General features: G+C 38.1%; 13 protein-coding genes and 2 pseudogenes. 9 read left to right on the top strand and 6 right to left on the bottom strand.

Going from position 1 to position 16,909, the window contains the following annotated elements; translation table 11 throughout:
• The 5 genes from LDX54_RS03535 to LDX54_RS03555 all read left to right on the top strand — a co-directional run bounded on the left by LDX54_RS03535 (nt 1) and on the right by LDX54_RS03555 (nt 5,438).
• Nucleotides 1-936 (top strand): osmoprotectant ABC transporter substrate-binding protein, encoded by a 936-nt coding sequence (locus LDX54_RS03535; protein ID WP_110445850.1) that lies wholly within the window; start codon nt 1-3, stop codon nt 934-936.
• Entirely contained in the window at nt 936-1,595 is a 660-nt protein-coding gene (locus LDX54_RS03540) for an ABC transporter permease (RefSeq protein ID WP_046324596.1), read from the top strand. The genes LDX54_RS03535 and LDX54_RS03540 overlap by 1 nt, the downstream gene beginning before the upstream one ends.
• A 151-nt stretch (nt 1,596-1,746) precedes the next feature.
• Nucleotides 1,747-2,856, top strand: a complete 1,110-nt coding sequence (gene recA, locus LDX54_RS03545) for a recombinase RecA (RefSeq protein WP_046324597.1) — start codon at nt 1,747-1,749, stop codon at nt 2,854-2,856.
• A 131-nt stretch (nt 2,857-2,987) separates the two neighbouring features.
• The gene (gene rny / locus LDX54_RS03550; RefSeq protein WP_265666847.1) at nt 2,988-4,619 is read left to right on the top strand and encodes a ribonuclease Y; all 1,632 of its coding nucleotides are present in this window, start codon (nt 2,988-2,990) and stop codon (nt 4,617-4,619) included.
• Between the two features lie 147 nt (nt 4,620-4,766).
• On the top strand, nt 4,767-5,438 hold the full coding sequence (locus LDX54_RS03555) for a hypothetical protein (protein ID WP_265666846.1): 672 nt from the start codon (nt 4,767-4,769) through the stop codon (nt 5,436-5,438).
• Nucleotides 5,439-5,457: 19 nt separating this feature from the next.
• Here LDX54_RS03555 and LDX54_RS03560 read toward each other — a convergent pair.
• The 3 genes and pseudogenes from LDX54_RS03560 to LDX54_RS03570 all read right to left on the bottom strand — a co-directional run bounded on the left by LDX54_RS03560 (nt 5,458) and on the right by LDX54_RS03570 (nt 9,161).
• Nucleotides 5,458-6,670 (bottom strand): annotated as a pseudogene (locus LDX54_RS03560) (IS3 family transposase).
• 677 nt (nt 6,671-7,347) lie between these two features.
• Nucleotides 7,348-8,187, bottom strand: coding sequence for a hypothetical protein (locus LDX54_RS03565; protein ID WP_265666845.1), 840 nt, complete (start codon nt 8,185-8,187; stop codon nt 7,348-7,350).
• Nucleotides 8,188-8,240: 53 nt separating this feature from the next.
• A complete protein-coding gene (locus tag LDX54_RS03570) occupies nt 8,241-9,161 on the bottom strand; it encodes a plasmid recombination protein (protein WP_265666844.1) in 921 nt (306 codons plus the stop codon).
• A gap of 480 nt (nt 9,162-9,641) precedes the next feature.
• Here LDX54_RS03570 and LDX54_RS03575 point away from each other — a divergent pair, with 480 nt between their 5' ends.
• The gene (locus LDX54_RS03575) at nt 9,642-9,797 is read left to right on the top strand and encodes a hypothetical protein (protein WP_158592510.1); all 156 of its coding nucleotides are present in this window, start codon (nt 9,642-9,644) and stop codon (nt 9,795-9,797) included.
• Nucleotides 9,798-10,019: 222 nt separating this feature from the next.
• Here the strand turns inward: LDX54_RS03575 and LDX54_RS03580 are convergent, their stop codons facing one another.
• The 3 genes and pseudogenes from LDX54_RS03580 to LDX54_RS03590 all read right to left on the bottom strand — a co-directional run bounded on the left by LDX54_RS03580 (nt 10,020) and on the right by LDX54_RS03590 (nt 12,814).
• A complete protein-coding gene (locus LDX54_RS03580) occupies nt 10,020-10,622 on the bottom strand; it encodes a hypothetical protein (RefSeq protein WP_198183649.1) in 603 nt (200 codons plus the stop codon).
• The gene (locus LDX54_RS03585; protein ID WP_265666843.1) at nt 10,604-11,113 is read right to left on the bottom strand and encodes a hypothetical protein; all 510 of its coding nucleotides are present in this window, start codon (nt 11,111-11,113) and stop codon (nt 10,604-10,606) included. Before LDX54_RS03585 ends, LDX54_RS03580 begins: the two co-directional genes overlap by 19 nt.
• Nucleotides 11,114-11,410: 297 nt before the next feature.
• Nucleotides 11,411-12,814 (bottom strand): annotated as a pseudogene (locus tag LDX54_RS03590) (IS3 family transposase).
• 41 nt (nt 12,815-12,855) lie between these two features.
• Between LDX54_RS03590 and LDX54_RS03595 the strand changes: the two are divergent.
• From LDX54_RS03595 to LDX54_RS03605, 3 genes are read left to right on the top strand one after another with little or no spacing between them, the layout of a single operon-like run.
• Nucleotides 12,856-13,209, top strand: a complete 354-nt coding sequence (locus LDX54_RS03595) for a helix-turn-helix transcriptional regulator (RefSeq protein WP_265666842.1) — start codon at nt 12,856-12,858, stop codon at nt 13,207-13,209.
• A gap of 15 nt (nt 13,210-13,224) precedes the next feature.
• Nucleotides 13,225-15,030 carry an FAD-dependent oxidoreductase gene (locus LDX54_RS03600; protein ID WP_265666841.1) on the top strand — a complete coding sequence of 602 codons (1,806 nt, stop codon included), beginning with the start codon at nt 13,225-13,227 and terminating at the stop codon, nt 15,028-15,030.
• A gap of 21 nt (nt 15,031-15,051) precedes the next feature.
• Nucleotides 15,052-16,848: an FAD-binding protein gene (locus LDX54_RS03605; RefSeq protein ID WP_265666840.1), complete on the top strand. Its 1,797-nt coding sequence runs from the start codon at nt 15,052-15,054 to the stop codon at nt 16,846-16,848.
• Nucleotides 16,849-16,909: the final 61 nt, after the last annotated feature.

Consider the following 16,909-nt stretch of genomic DNA (forward strand, 5'->3'; position numbering starts at 1 on the left):
ATGAAAAAGTATTTTAAAAAGATATTCCTGATGATAACAGCCTTGTTTATTATGTTAACTACTAGTGCTTGTGGCTTGCCTGGACTTTCTGATAGTCAAGGCAGTCAGGAAAATATTAGAATTACGGCACTAACAACTACTGAATCACAAATTATGGCTAATATTGTTGCCCAATTGATTGAACATGAAACTTCATACAAAACTTCAATTGTTAATAATTTGGGTTCTGCTCCTATGCAGCATCAGGCTCTAATTCGTCATGACGCCGATATTCAAGCTGCTGCTTATGATGGTGGTGAATTAACTGCAAATCTTTTATTGCCAGCTATTAAGGATTCCAAAAAGGCAAATGATACAGTCAGACGTGAAGTAAAAAAGAGATGGGATCAAACTTATTTGCATACATATGGCTTCGCTAATAATTATGCTTTTATGGTGAGAGCAAAAGACCAAAAGAAGTACCATCTGTATCAGATTTCTGATTTAAAGAAAGTTAAAGATAAATTTTCTTTCGGTGTAGCATCCGAATGGGTAAATGCTCCAGGAGTCGGTTATCCTGCTTTTCAAACAGCTTATGGATTAACCTTTTCTAAAGCACACCCAATGAATATCGGCTTAGTATATTCTGCACTGAAAAGCGGTAAGATGGATGTTATTCTAGGCTATTCTACTGATGGCCGAATTGATAGCTACAATTTGCACCTGTTGAAGGATGATAAGCATTTCTTTCCGCCATATAATTGTGGCATGCTAATTAATAACTATTTATTAAGAGAGCATCCTGAATTAAAGGCAATTCTGGCAAGATTAGTGGGTAATGTGAGTGTTCATGATATACGTAAAATGAACTTCCAAGTAGATGACAAGCTACTTGAACCCGCTACGGTTGCACGGCAATTTTTAGAAAAACATAATTACTTTAGGGGGGAGAAATAATGTCTCATTTATCTTTATGGCAGCAATTTATTTATTATTATGTCCATAATGGTAGTTATGTATTAGCACAATTTAACCGGACTTTTTTGATTTCAATCTATGGCGTTTTATTTGCAGCTATTATTGGTATACCGGTTGGAATTTTTATTTCGCGCAATGGACATTTAGGAGATTTTGTTGTAGAAATTGCGAATTTTATTCAAACGATTCCTTCGCTTGCCCTTTTGTCTATTGTAATGATTGGTTTGGGCCTAGGCGTTATGACCGTTATTGTCACCGTTACGCTTTATTCACTTTTGCCAATTATTAAGAATACATATACTGGTATGAGGAACGTTAATAAAAATGTCATTGATTCAGGAAAAGGAATGGGAATGACAAAGCTGCAACTACTTTATATGGTGAGATTACCGCTCTCAATGTCTGTTATTATAGCCGGCTTGAAAAACGCTTTGGTCATAGCTATTGGTATCACTTCAATTGGTTCGTTCGTTGGAGCAGGTGGCTTAGGAGACATAATTATTCGCGGCACCAATGCTACTAATGGCAGTGCGATTATACTAGCTGGTGCCCTTCCTACAGCATTGATGGCAATCTTGGCAGATGTGATTTTGAATTTCTTGCAAAAAGTTTTGGAACCCAAAGGCCTTAAAAAATAAATTAAAAGTTTTTTGCATTTTTTTCGTATTTAATAATGTGAATAAAAATAATAAACATTTGTTCGCCTTTTTTCTTGCAAATATACACTAAAGCAAAGTATAATTATTACGTACTAAATTAAAGAAATTTTGATAGAGGAGGACAAGAGTCTTGGCCAAGGATGAAAAACAAGCTGCACTGGAAAATGCGCTTAAGAAAATTGAAAAGAATTTTGGTAAAGGCGCTGTTATGCGTATGGGTGATAAAGCTGACACCAAAATCTCGACCGTTCCCTCAGGTTCGCTTGCTCTTGATGCAGCTCTGGGAGTTGGCGGCTATCCCCGGGGTAGAATAGTAGAAATTTACGGACCAGAATCTTCTGGTAAAACAACGGTTGCATTACATGCAGTAGCTGAAGTGCAAAAAAGAGGTGGTACAGCCGCTTATATCGATGCCGAAAATGCTATGGATCCGGCTTATGCGGAGGCATTAGGTGTTGATGTTGATTCACTTATTTTGTCTCAGCCAAATACTGGTGAAGAAGGTTTACAAATTGCTGATACGTTGATTACAAGTGGTGCAATTGATATTTTAGTTGTTGACTCTGTTGCAGCACTTGTGCCTCAAGCTGAAATTGACGGAGAAATGGGTGACAGTCATGTTGGTCTGCAAGCTCGTTTAATGAGTCAAGCTCTGCGTAAGCTTTCGGGTAACATTAATAAGACCAAAACTATTGCAATTTTTATCAATCAAATTCGTGAAAAAGTTGGAATTATGTTTGGTAATCCTGAAACTACTCCTGGTGGTCGGGCACTGAAGTTTTATGCCACTATTCGTTTGGAAATCAGAAGAGCGGAAAAGATCAAGCAAACCGGTGGAGAAATTACTGGTAACCGTGTAAAAATCAAGGTAGTTAAAAACAAAGTTGCACCGCCTTTTAAAGTTGCTGAAGTTGACATGATGTATGGCAAGGGTATTTCACAGAGTGGTGAACTGTTGGATATGGCGGCCGACAAAGACATTATAGCCAAGGCCGGCTCCTGGTATTCATATCACGATGAACGAATTGGTCAGGGCCGAGAAAATGCTAAGAAGTACCTTGAGGATCACCCTGATGTCTATGACGATGTCCAAAAGCAGGTACGTCAAGCTTTCGGTATTGATGAAGAATCAGTTGCTGAAAGAGAAGATCCTGAAAAAATAAAAGCCAAGAGAGCCCAAAAGGCTGCTGATACAGAAAAGGAAGCTTCTGCTAAAAAAGAAGCAGACAGCAAAAGCTAATTACGAGGAAATAAACCTTGACCTGTGAAAATGGGTTAAGGTTTTTTCATGTCGTTTGACATAAGTCCCATCGTTCTTTATTATTAATATTGTGTGAATAATCTAAAAAAATAAAAAAGGCGATAGAAATCATGATAAGTAAATTTTTGATTCCCGTCGCGATAGCTATAATTTCAATTATTGTTGGCGTTGTTGTAGGATACTCTATTCGTAAAAGGATCTGGGAGAAAAGGGCTCAGAACGCTCAAAACGATGCCGACCATATTTTAACCGAAGCAAAAGCACGAGTTGACGCTGCTAAAGCTGAAGTCAATGCACAAAAGCAAGCAGCTGATGCTATTAAACAGAGTGCGCAAAACACTAAAAAAGAAAAAATTCTTGAAGCTCAAGAACAAATTCAAGACTATCGACAAAAAGTTGAAGATGAATTAAACGACAAACGTGACAAAATTGCACGCGATCAAAATCGCTTAACCCAACGAGAGGATACTCTTGATCATAAGAACTCTTTGCTAAAAGAAAAAGAGGATGATTTAACTAAAAAAGATGAACAGCTAGAGCAAAAGCAAACAGAATTAGCTGCTAAATTGCAAAAAGCTGATGAACTAGTTGAACAGACTACGCAGAAGCTATACGAAGTGGCCCATTTAAACAAAGAGCAGGCAAAAAAGCTTGTTTTAGATCAATTAGCAGATGAATTAGTTAAAGAACGGGCAGAGTTGATTAGTAATAGTAATCAAGAAGTAAAAGCTAAAGCTGACCATTATGCGCGCAAAATAATTATTGATGCAATTCAAAGTAGCTCGGCAGATACAGTAGCTGAAACAACAGTATCTGTAGTTGATTTGCCTAATGAGGAAATGAAGGGTCGAATTATTGGTCGTGAAGGACGTAATATCAGATCTTTTGAAGCTCTTACTGGAGTTGATCTTATAATTGATGACACTCCAAAAGTTGTAACTTTAAGTGGTTTTGATGCCATCAGGCGTGAAATTGCGAAAAGGGCAATGGAACGTTTGATTAAGGATGGACGCATTCATCCGGCTCGAATAGAGGAAACAGTTGATAAAGCTCGTAAAGAAGTAAACGATGATATTTACGAAGCTGGAGAAAGCGCTCTAATGGAGCTGGGAATTCATAAAATGAATCCAGAACTGGTTAAAATATTGGGTAGACTCAAATACCGGACATCTTATGGTCAAAATGTTTTGGGTCATTCAATTGAAGTTGCAAAATTAGCTGGTACAATGGCTGCAGAGCTTGGATTAAATGAAAAATTAGCCGTTCGCGCGGGATTATTACACGATATTGGAAAAGCAGTCGACCATGACATTGAAGGTTCACACGTAGAAATTGGTGTAGAACTGACAAGGAAGTATCATGAGCCGGATGTGGTTGTTAATGCAATTGCAGCACACCATGGGGATGTGCCTAAGTTAACATTTATTGCTGAATTGGTAGTTGCAGCGGATACCATTTCTTCTGCAAGACCTGGTGCTAGAAGCGAAAGTTTGGAAAATTATATTAGAAGACTTACCGACCTCGAGCAAATAGCAAATAGGTATGATGGAGTCAAACAGGCATACGCTATTCAAGCTGGTCGAGAAGTCCGCGTGATGGTTGAACCTGACAAGATTTCAGATGATCGTATTACAGTTTTAGCACGCGACATTCGCAATCAAATTGAAAAAGAACTTGATTACCCGGGTAATATTAAAATAACAGTTATTCGTGAAAAACGTGCTGTATCAATTGCAAAGTAAATAAAAGGATTGAATGCAAAATTCAATCCTTTTTTGTTTTGTAATATATCTTCAAAATATGGCGCAAATTAACATAAAAAAGCGCAAAAAAGCACATTTTGGTAAAATGAAAGGGTATACAATACGGATTGAATGGAGGAACCTGCTATGAATCTAAAAATAACAACTGAATTAAAAGATTTCCTACTAGAATTAGGTTACCCATTTAATTCAATTTCTGGTTTACTTGATTCTAGCGTAATGGACAAATATCTGAATGCAAAGTGGATTAAAAATTCTCATGTATTTGAAATGTTAGACAAAGAAGCAAATGATAAACAGCTGTTGAAGTGTAGTGATGTTCGTAATTTTTACCAATTTGTTCCTCCATATTTTGCAGCTTTGTCAAGCAAAAATGGCTTACAGGCAATTTCTCGCCTAGCAGCTTACCAGCAGCTTATAGGTCCAATTGAAATGGGAACTTTTGAGGAAGGTGAAAAATTAAGAATTCATATTAAATATTTGGACAAATATCGTAAATTTTCACGTTTTAGCCTATTAGTAGATCAAATTTCTTTAGTAAGTCTGATTAGAGCAGGTACAAATAAATGTGTTATACCCGTATCTATTGGGAGCAAATATGAGTATGGATCAAGAATAAATAAATATTTAGGTATTGAAGCTCAAAATAGCTCAGACAATTATTTGGTGTTTAGAAAGCATGATTTAGAGCAGTCATTTGTAACCAAAAATGATGTAATGTGGAATTTCATGGAGCCTGGTTTGAAAAAGTACATAAAAGAATTAAATATAAATCCTCCAATTTTGAAGTGCAACTAAAAAGTTAGACATTTTAATATTACGCAAGACTCAATGCACGATTCCGATATTTAATCGGAGTCGTGTATTTTAGTTTGTTTGATCTTCTGATATGGTTGAACCAGTAAACGTAATCATGCAGTACTGCCTGCATTTCTGCTAGTGAACTGATCTTAATGCGGTTGAGCTTCTCCCGTTTCATTAGGTTGAAGATGGTTTCTCCCGGTGCATTATCGTGGCAGTTGCCCTTGCGCGACATGCTTTGCTTAATCTTCATTTGCCTTAATTTAGCTTGATAGCCGCTGTGGCGGTATTGAAAGCCCTGATCTGAATGCAAAATAGGCTGGGCTGTTTCAGGCAGTTTTTGCTTGAGCTCTGCCAGCATGTCATAAACCAGCCTCATGTTAGGCGAATAGCTGACTTGACAAGCCAGTATTTCCAGTGAGGCCTCATCAATGACCGGTGAAATATAAACCTTTTTGCCTGAAGTCAGCTTGTATTCGGTAATATCCGTGTGTAAGACGTGGTAGGGTCTGGTTTCATTAAACCGCTGCTTTAAAATGTTTTCCTTGATTACGCCTTTAACAGCAGCGTATTTATCTAATCGGTTCAATCGGTGACTGCGGTTGTCGTAATAAGTTTTGCGGTTAAGGTGCAGCTTGGCAAGCAAAAGCTTTAACGGCACCTCAGGTCGCTCAGCCCGAATCTCCACGGCTATTCTGGTTTTTGCCGGTTGGTGAGCGTGGATATCGGGCAGCCACTTTTTTTAGGATTAAGTTATCCAATTCTAAGTCGGCTTTTTGTGCCTCTAGCTCAGCGACCTGACGACGCAATTGTTCTACTTCGGTTAGCTTCTTAGTGGGTTTAAGCTTCTTCTGACGCTTCTTTTTAGTCATGGTTGGTGGTCTCCCCTTGGATTTTGGGAGCAGCCCAGAGTAGCCTGCAGCCTGATAAGCCGCCAGCCATTGTCTTACTACTGACCGCGAAAGATTAAAAACTGCAGCTACCTGGAGTACTCCCATGTGATGTTCATGATAAAAGCGTACCACATTTAGCTTGAATTCAGGCAAATAAGTTTGCCGGGTGTGAGTAACCTTTAAAGCGGCTAAGCCATGTTTGCGGGCACGTTCTGCCCAGGCCCTAATCTCGGTATGATCAATGCCGTATTCGCGTTCTAGTTTAGCTAAAGAGGTTTGGTGGGATAAGTATTTACTGCAAATTTCCATTTTCAAAGCAGTTGAATATTTAGTCATGAAAAAAGTGCTCCTAATAGTCAGATTAATGTCTAACTATTATGGAGCACTTCAGCTAAAAAGATTAGCTCGGAGGTCTTTTTCCGTTATCAAGACAGCACACAAATAGCCAACAGGACAAAGTTGTAAAAAGGGACAGGTTTAATAGAGCCATCTCAAGTAATAAATCTATTTCCGAAAGCCAGTAACGAGGGCAGTGGGGCAAGTGGCGGTGATGACCAGCAGTGCGAACAAGGTCAGGGCGGTACAGACGACTACTGCAAATTTGGAATTACTCATGTGTAAGGAGAATTTGTAGCAGTGGAACATACGGCAGTAGTGAGCAGAACATAGCAAGAAAAGCTATTGACTGGGGTTAGTAAATGGCGTTGCCCAGAACGAGATTCATTCATCAAGCGAGAAAAAACAACGGCGAGAACTACTGTGTAGGGCGTTTAAACTTAAATGTATGTCGGCGTAAGCCGAAAGTTATAACCAGCAATTGCAAAGCAAATTAGTTAGATACTTTTTATTTTCCTCTTTATGCTAGGGGAAAAGTACCTAACTAACCGCTTTGCGGTTTTATTACAGGTGCTTATGGGGGTAGTATGCCCCACTGGAGGGTATGGCAGTAGTGATTTAGAAGTAGTGCAGGGTGAGTAGACGCAGGAAAGCAGCCTAGAATGCTAGTAGTGGTTTTAACGATCTAAATCCATATCTTGGTTATGTTGTAGATATAGTTGATATAATTCAGCTTTTGAAGGTGTCGAAGCGTGATGTTTAAGGGTTTGGAAATCAGTTTTAGACCAGTGGTGTTCAAAGAGACTTAAGTCGGTTTCTTGTTGTTGGTGGAAATGTTGTCCAATAAGCTCTACCACTTTAGACCAAGTATTTTTGAGTAATGGTTTGCACTCGCCAATTGCAGTAACTAAAGTTTGCCCAAATTGTTGGAGGTGCTTAATTTGGTGCTTTTGGTGTTTGATAGTATTGGTTTGCATATGGAGGACTTGGTCTTTTTGTGCTAATTGCTGTTTTTGTGTTTGATTTTGTTGTTTTTGGTCTTGGAGTTCTGTAGTTAGAGTGGCGATTTTTTCTTGATAGGGTATTTTGACGCTACCTAACTGTTCTTGTGATTGCTTGATTTGATACTGGTAAGTTAAGTTATCGCTTTGTAACTTGTTAAGTTCCATAACTAGTTCGACAGCATAGTTATCTTGCTCGGTAATTTTTTTATTTAAGCTTTTAATTTCTTTTTGATAAGGCTCACCAGCTTTAACATGGACTCTTTGTTTTTCTTCATGGCGTCCTTTTTTTATGCCGATGTTATAGCCTTCAAGTGATTTTTTATCAGCAATAGTTTGGTTTTCTAATGTTAATTTTTGAATTTGTAATTGTAATTGTGTGTTGGAGGCTGTTAGTTTTTGATTTTGTTGGATTATTTGAACTAAGTTTTGGGATAGCTTAGCTTTTTTGATTAAGTCAGCTATTCGAATTTGAGCAGTAACTTTGTCAACGAGTCCAAAAGATTTAGTTGGCAAGTAATAATCAACGTCAGCGTCATTATTAACGTTTGAGAGCAGTTTTAGTGTCTTTAAGTATGTTTCCCATTTTCAACTTTTAAATGGCTCTCACGGCTCAAAATAGCCGATTTTTGTTGTTTATCCTTGATTTGCTGATCCAATTCTTGGCTCATGATTTTTTGATCAGTTAATTTGATAGCTAATTCAGCATTTTTATTTTTTTGTTGTAGAGCTAAGGCTTGGGCTTGGTTAACGGCACGCATAGCCTGCTTGTATTCGTGGACGTTTTTTAATTGATTGGTTAAGCCTTGTTCACGTTCAATGCCAAATTTACGTGCTAGTTCAGTTAGACGATCGGCTTGTTGATGTTGAAATTCACGAAAAAGCGCCCGACTGTCCTTGGGATCAGGTTTAAACCCCTCTTCAATTAAAGCTTTATCAAAACTCGGCTTAACGGTTACTCCTCGCTGTGCATTCTTTAAATGCGCCACAGGGACAACATTAAGGTGTAGGTGGGGTGAGCCCGGCTCGTCCATGTGAATGACCGCATTGTAAACCTGTAAATTGGGGTTATTCTGTTCAAAATCATGTTCAAATTCGGTCAAAATCTTTTTGGCAGTTTGCCAATTTTTAGATGTAGTACGATCTTGCTTTAAATAATCATTCTGGTTGCCAACTTGAACAATAAATTCACGTTGGGTCGCTTGATTTTTACTATTTTTGATTTTGCGATAATAATCGGTGATCCGGCGATCTTTACGTTTCTGTTTGGCATTGTATTGTTCAACGGCTTTGCCAAATTGTTCTTGATAAACTTTTTTAATGTCACGATGAACTAGCACCTCGTTTAGGGACGTATATTCTGGCAAAATGTGACGGTGTCCTGCTTTATCGTAATCGAAGTGATCGGGATCAAGGGAGCGGTTATTGTGTCTAATTGAAGTTTCGGTGGCGTTGCCTTTTGCAAACGAAACAGTCATTTTTTGGTTCATAATTTAGCGACCTCCAGCTGATCCTATTCTACTAATTTTTTGCTTCTTTTGCTAAAAAGAAGCGTTTTCGATGTAGTGACAAATGCTAACGCAAAAGTCACTACATCAAACGCCCTTACGCAGGGGGCGAAGCAGAAAAAGCTGGCGCAATTTCTGCTTAATTCAATTTTGGCAAAACTGCGTAATGCACAAAATTTCATGACGAAAAAACAAGCATTAGTCTTCACGACTTTTGCTTGTTTTTTCGTCTGGTCGTGTCCTCAAGGACACGATTTTCTTTTTCAAAAAGAAACAAAAAAAGCAGTCTATTGCGACTGCCCCTGTACCTTGCGATTGATTAGGTCGCATGCACGTTTTACTACTAAAATCGTAGTTTATTATCTCTCATGCATAATTATAACATGATAAAATGTTAATGCACGTTTTTTAGTGCGCAATCTCAGGAAGTCTGATTAACTTCCATGAAAGGAGGTGGGCGTGATGCTAAAATACGTAGTTTTATTATCTCTTACTTGCATATTACTTACTGATTTAACACCCGCTTTGCGGGAATTGGGAATCGCTTTAGATAAATTGGCAAACTTACTTGATAAGTTGAAAGATTTACTTGAAGCAATACTTAAAATTTTTAAGTAAAATTGTAAGAGGAAGCGTAAGATTTTCTTGCGCTTTTTTTAATTGGTCTAATTGTGAAATTGAAAAAAATCAGAAAACAAAAAGCCCACTAATTCGGGATTTTTATATGCTATACAGATTAAAATTCACAAGCTTATTTTTAAAGCTAAAATTAGACCTAATCCTGCAGGCTTTTTACCTACTTCCGATAATGTACATTATGTAAAATAGCAGGCGGTATAGCTAGTTTTGCTTTAAATATTGCTCATATAAATAATTATCTTTGCTAATAAAGTCTAAAGTGAGAATTGATTTTATGGCTATAGGTTTATTGGTTTTTACTTCAAAATCAGCTCCCCAATCTTTATAGTATGAAACTTGATCTAATGTTACATATTCGCTATCTAAATCGATAACTTTTCCAGCCCTTGTTTTGTTATCGTATTCATCACTATTAATCATTACGATTTTATTATTTTTATAACAATACGTAAGAATAGTATTAATTGTAGTTTTGTCTATAGATTTATATCTTGCGCTCAAATTGAAAGGATCATATGCATTATTTCTCTTTTGTTGACTAACATATGAATTAGTTATTGCTTCATAGTTTGTATTTGTAACACCTTTAGCTATGTCTGATTTGGCATACAAAGTGTAACCGGCAAGAGAGCCATCTAATTCTATACCTTCAAAAATAAAATAATATTCTATATCACCTATTAGATATCCTTGTAAAAAAGTATCATTACTAGAAACTGATTTAGAATAAATTTCCAGTAACTTAGTAGAGCCTAGATATTTATGGAGTTTTTGAGGTAATATGTTTATTTTCTTGAATGCCATTTTTTACTTCCTTTTTTCTTTTCACTACTACGACCGGGTCTTGGCTTAGTGTGTTTGTCACGTGTACTATGTCTTGCATTGCTTCTATGAGGACTAAATAATTCTACAGCTTTATTATATAAGGCTGACCCAGCTTTAACAACCATACCACCTATGAGTATAACTCCAGCGGCTGTTACCACAACTTCGCCAATTCCAGGGATTGAACCGACTGCTGCAATAGCTGGAGCAAACGTCGGCATAAACCCAGTTTTGCCAGTATTATTGAATATATCGTCTAAATTGTCATCCTCATAGGAAATTGTCATGTCATTTACTTTATCAAGTAATTCAGCCTGAGTCATGGTAACACCATTAATTGTTACTGTTCCTTCTTCTCCAGTAAGTTCAGTGTTATCATTTTTTTCATTTGTAGCAGTATCAGGTGATGAAATTTGTTCATTCTTTGATGCCGGGTCTGTTTCAACGGACGCAAATGTAAACGGATACATAAACTTGTGATTGTAGTATACCTCGTTGCTTTAGTTTAAAATCTATTTAATTAACAAGTATTTACCTCAGCGTGCTTTTTATGCTATGATTACGATATTAACGCAAATAAAAATGCCCCAGTTGCTTGTTTTAAGCAATTAGGGCAAAGAAAAAGCTAATCCCAAAACTTTGACCAGTCACAGATTAGCTTCATCAACTGAAATTAAGTATAACAAAAATACTTAAAAATGCAAGAGATGAAGTTAAGAAAGACCTCCAAGCTATGAAGTGCAACTAAAAAGTTAGACATTTTAATATTACGCAAGACTCAATGCACGATTCCGATATTTAATCGGAGTCGTGTATTTTAGTTTGTTTGATCTTCTGATATGGTTGAACCAGTAAACGTAATCATGCAGTACTGCCTGCATTTCTGCTAGTGAACTGATCTTAATGCGGTTGAGCTTCTCCCGTTTCATTAGGTTGAAGATGGTTTCTCCCGGTGCATTATCGTGGCAGTTGCCCTTGCGCGACATGCTTTGCTTAATCTTCATTTGCCTTAATTTAGCTTGATAGCCGCTGTGGCGGTATTGAAAGCCCTGATCTGAATGCAAAATAGGCTGGGCTGTTTCAGGCAGTTTTTGCTTGAGCTCTGCCAGCATGTCATAAACCAGCCTCATGTTAGGCGAATAGCTGACTTGACAAGCCAGTATTTCCAGTGAGGCCTCATCAATGACCGGTGAAATATAAACCTTTTTGCCTGAAGTCATTGTATTTGGTAATATCCGTGTGTAAGACGTGGTAGGGTCTGGTTTCATTAAACCGCTGCTTTAAAATGTTTTCCTTGATTACGCCTGCAGGGCCCGCATAAGAACTGTAGCGTGCAGTGCGCCTGCTGTAGACTCTGGTCTTTAGTCCCAGCTGCCGCATCAGCTTGCGCACGGTATTGGGCGCATAGCTAAAGCCTTGATCTAAGAGTGCACCATGCATACGTCGATAACCGTAAGTCTCATCACTTTCTTGGTAGAAGATAGACTTGATTACGCCTTTAACAGCAGCGTATTTATCTAATCGGTTCAATCGGTGACTGCGGTTGTCGTAATAAGTTTTGCGGTTAAGGTGCAGCTTGGCAAGCAAAAGCTTTAACGGCACCTCAGGTCGCTCAGCCCGAATCTCCACGGCTATTCTGGTTTTTTGCCGGTTGGTGAGCGTGGATATCGGGCAGCCACTTTTTTTAGGATTAAGTTATCCAATTCTAAGTCGGCTTTTTGTGCCTCTAGCTCAGCGACCTGACGACGCAATTGTTCTACTTCGGTTAGCTTCTTAGTGGGTTTAAGCTTCTTCTGACGCTTCTTTTTAGTCATGGTTGGTGGTCTCCCCTTGGATTTTGGGAGCAGCCCAGAGTAGCCTGCAGCCTGATAAGCCGCCAGCCATTGTCTTACTACTGACCGCGAAAGATTAAAAACTGCAGCTACCTGGAGTACTCCCATGTGATGTTCATGATAAAAGCGTACCACATTTAGCTTGAATTCAGGCAAATAAGTTTGCCGGGTGTGAGTAACCTTTAAAGCGGCTAAGCCATGTTTGCGGGCACGTTCTGCCCAGGCCCTAATCTCGGTATGATCAATGCCGTATTCGCGTTCTAGTTTAGCTAAAGAGGTTTGGTGGGATAAGTATTTACTGCAAATTTCCATTTTCAAAGCAGTTGAATATTTAGTCATGAAAAAAGTGCTCCTAATAGTCAGATTAATGTCTAACTATTATGGAGCACTTCATTTCTGCAGTTGTACAAAACACTCTGTTTAAATTGATAGCCGGAGGTAATTTTCAGGTAAAAGACGTAGCAAATAAACTGGGTATTTCATCAAGAACATTACAAAGATGGCTGCAAAATGAAGGCACAACTTTTAAAAAACAGTTAAGTATTGTGCAGAAAATTTTGGCTCAAAATCTACTTCAAGACAGAACTTTAAATACTGCAGAAGTAAGTTTTCTAGTTGGCTTTAATAGTGTTTCTTCGTTCTATAAAGCCTTTAAGAAATGGACAGGAGTGACTGTTAAAGAATATAGGCTTCAAGCAATATTAAAAACTAATAGTATAAATGCGGTAATTTAATTAGGAGGAAACAAAATGTTTTTAAAAGATAACGAATCATGGAATGCATCTTATGATGTTGTGGTAATCGGTTTTGGTGGAGCAGGTGCTACAGCAGCACGTTTCGCAGCAGATAAAGGAGCAAAAGTCCTTTTAGTAGATAGTGCACCAGAGGGACATGAAGGTGGTAATACCAGATATTGTGGACAGATTGTTGAAGCAGGTTATGATTATGAAAAGCTAAAAAAGTATTATCAAAAAATGACTGCTCCACTTGATTTAGATGAGCAGGTGCTAGAAACTTTTGTAAAAGGGATGGTCAATTTACCAGATTACTTCGAAAAGTATCTCGGTGGTAAAGCATTCAGCGTTAAAAATAACCCAGGTAACAAAAATGTTGCCATGTTGGCATACATGAGTGCTGAATATCCCGAATTTGAAGGTGCAGATACAAACGATGACTTGTTAGTGCATGATCAAATATTCGATGCTGCTCTTTGGAAGAAATTGCGCCAGAATGTTTTAGATCGCAGCGACATGATTGATGTGCTTTATTCAACGCCAGCAAAGCATTTAATTCAGGATACTGATAAGACAATAATAGGTGTACAGATTAAAAATAAAGGCAAGTTGTTCAACGTCCATGCAAAAAATGGTGTAGTTTTAGCACTTGGTGGATTTGAAAATAACGAACAAATGGTGCAGGATTATTTAGGTGAAACTAATTTATTACCATACGGTACGCTTTATAACAATGGCGATGGCATCAAAATGGCTATAGAAGTTGGTGCAGATTTGTGGCACATGAATAATTATGAACCAGGTGGAACTGTTAATTTAGCTGCTCCCAAAGGCCAAAGAGCTCATAACATTATGGCCTGGAAAGCATTATTTGCCGGTTCACTGATCACAGTTGGCGATGATGGTACACGTTATGTAGCAGAAGACGATCCAACCCGTCATGGTCATCGCTATAATCATGGTATTTGGAGAATCCCTTTAGCCCAAGTGCATCCTCATATGATTTTTGATCAGAATAAATACGATGAACTATTCTCAGCTGAGAATGATGAATTTCAAAAGGAAGCTTTAAGCAAAGTGGTTAAGTCAGAAACTATCGCTGACTTAGCTCAAGAAATAAAAGTTGATCCGGCAGTTTTAGAAAATACTTTGAACACGTATAATTTCTTCGTTGATCGTGGAGTTGATTACCAATGTGGACGTAAGCCAGAGTCAATGACCAAAATTTCACTTACGGGTCCATTTTATTCGTTAGCTCAACAACACACCATGTTAAACACCCAGGGTGGCCCACGCCGAAATAAAAATGCTGAAGTATTAGATACAGATCAGAAAGTTTTGCCACACTTATATGCTGCTGGTGAACTTGGTCATATAGGTGCAAATCAATATAATGGCGGGGGTGACATGGCTGACTGCTTAATATTTGGTAAGATAGCTGGAGAAAATGCCGCCAAAATTAAAGATGATCAAGTTGTTTCAGGTGCCAGTGTTAGTGAAAATAATGCTGATACTGCATTTCCTGAATCAGATGTTAAAGAAGAAAGCTATTCAACTGCTGAAAATCAATACATTGGTAAATCTTCAAGTGGCATGGGCAATGAAATCGTAGTGCGAGTAACAGTTGACAGTGATAAGCGTCCAAGCAATATTGAAGTTTTAAAAGAAAGCGAATCACCTGACTACGGTGAAAAAGCAATTAAGGAAATGAAAACAGAAATGCTAGCTAAGAAAACAGCTAACGTAGATGCTGTTTCTGGAGCTTCTGCATCAAGTCGCGCATTTAAAGAAGCTGTAGAATCTGCTTTGAAGCAGGCATAGATTTTAACGAAAGGATAAGAAATGGCAAATTTAAAAGATGGTATTTATCAGGGAAAAGGCTCTGGTAATCGTGGTGAAGTCAAGGTTTCGGTAAAAGTCAAAGACAATAAAATTACGGATATAACAATTGATCAACAAGATGAAACTTCTGGCATAAGCACTGCTGCTTTAAAAAAAGCACCGAAGCTAATTGTTGAGCATCAGTCATATAATATTGACGCAGTCACCGGAGCAACTATTAGTTTTCAAGCTGTACAAAAAGCAGTCAAAGATGCTGTTTCAAAAGCTGGCGATCCCAGTGGTCTTGATAAAAGAGTTGATCTTAGAAATACAGTGAAAAAGGATGATGGTAAGGACTACCGTAACGTCAATCCAGATGATTTGCAATTTGAAGATCATGCTGACGTGTTGGTAATTGGTGCTGGAGCCGCTGGACTTGCAGCTTCCATTACAGCAAGGCAAAAAAGTGCTTCCGTAATATGTTTGGAATATACATCAAGCTATATGCTATCTGATATGACTCTGTCTGGAGGTTATTACAATGCTGGTGGTGGTACTAGCTTGCAAAAAGCGCAAGGTATTAAAGACTCTAAAGACAATTGGAATAATTATTTGAAAGCAGTCGGTCAAGGATACGAAGATGCGGATATGCGTGAAACAATAGTAGAACATGCTGCTGAAGATTATGAATGGCTTGCTGGAGAAGTTGGGGTCAATTTCCAAGAAGTACAAGAAATTGGCAATGAAGAAGCAATGAAAGAATATGCGACTCCGGCAGCAAGGTCTCATTTAACTGTCGAAAAAAGTGGCTATGGTCTTTCAAAGCCACTTTACAATAAGGCAAAAGCAGTTGGCACAAAATTTATTTTTAATATTACAGCTGAGAACTTAATTACTGATGAGAAAAATAATGTAGTTGGTGTACATACTAATAAAGGTAACTACAAAGCTCAAAGCGTTGTTATTGCAACTGCAGGTTTTTCACGCAATAAAGAAATGCTTAAAAGCTTTGCACCAGATTTTGCTGTAGGGGAATCATATGGTTCTATTAGGCAAATGGGTGATGGTATCACAATGGGTGCTGAAATTGGCGCCAAGTTAAAAGATATGTGGATGCCAATAGCAAATTCTATTGGAACTCAATCAGGCGATAATGTTTGTATTGGGCCTTTGTGCACAGCTTGGACAAAACCTTATATTTGGGTTGGAACAGATGCTAAAAGACACTTTAGAGAAGATATGTATTTCGAATACGCTTCTAAGAAAATTGCTGACCTAGATCATGGTTTCGTGTGGCTGATTTTCGATGAAGGAATGGCAAATGAAATGCCAGCTGCCTTTTCTGCCCCAGCTCCTTCACCGCATTTAAAACGCGAAGTAGAAGATGGCTACTTTAAAAAAGCAGATACTATCGCGGAATTAGCAGAGCAAATTAATTTAAACCCTAATGTGTTAGAGAAAACAATTGCTAAATGGAATAATGATGTAAACAATGGTCAAGATACGGAATTTGGTCGCCAAAAAGATTTAACTGCTTTTAATGCTCCATACTATGCCGCTAAACTTGCGCCATCAACACCGGATATGGCTGGAGGATTGTGCATCAATACTAAAGCTGAAGTTTTGGATAATTTTGATAGAAAAATTAGTAATCTCTTTGCTGCTGGTAGTACGACAGGCGGATGGCGAGGAATGACCTATCCAGGTTGCGGAATGGGCATTACAAACGCTATTGTTTTTGGCAGAATTGCCGGTGAAAGTGCTGCAAAGAATGCTCAAGTAAAAACTGATACTAATTCTGGTGCTTCACAGAATTAGTTTTTGGAGTTAAATATAATTAAAACTGGATACATTTGCATCCAGTTTTTTATTTGGAAAT

The sequence above is a fragment of the Lactobacillus sp. IBH004 genome (genome assembly GCF_026185255.2).
GTDB classification, from domain to species: Bacteria; Bacillota; Bacilli; order Lactobacillales; family Lactobacillaceae; genus Lactobacillus; species Lactobacillus melliventris.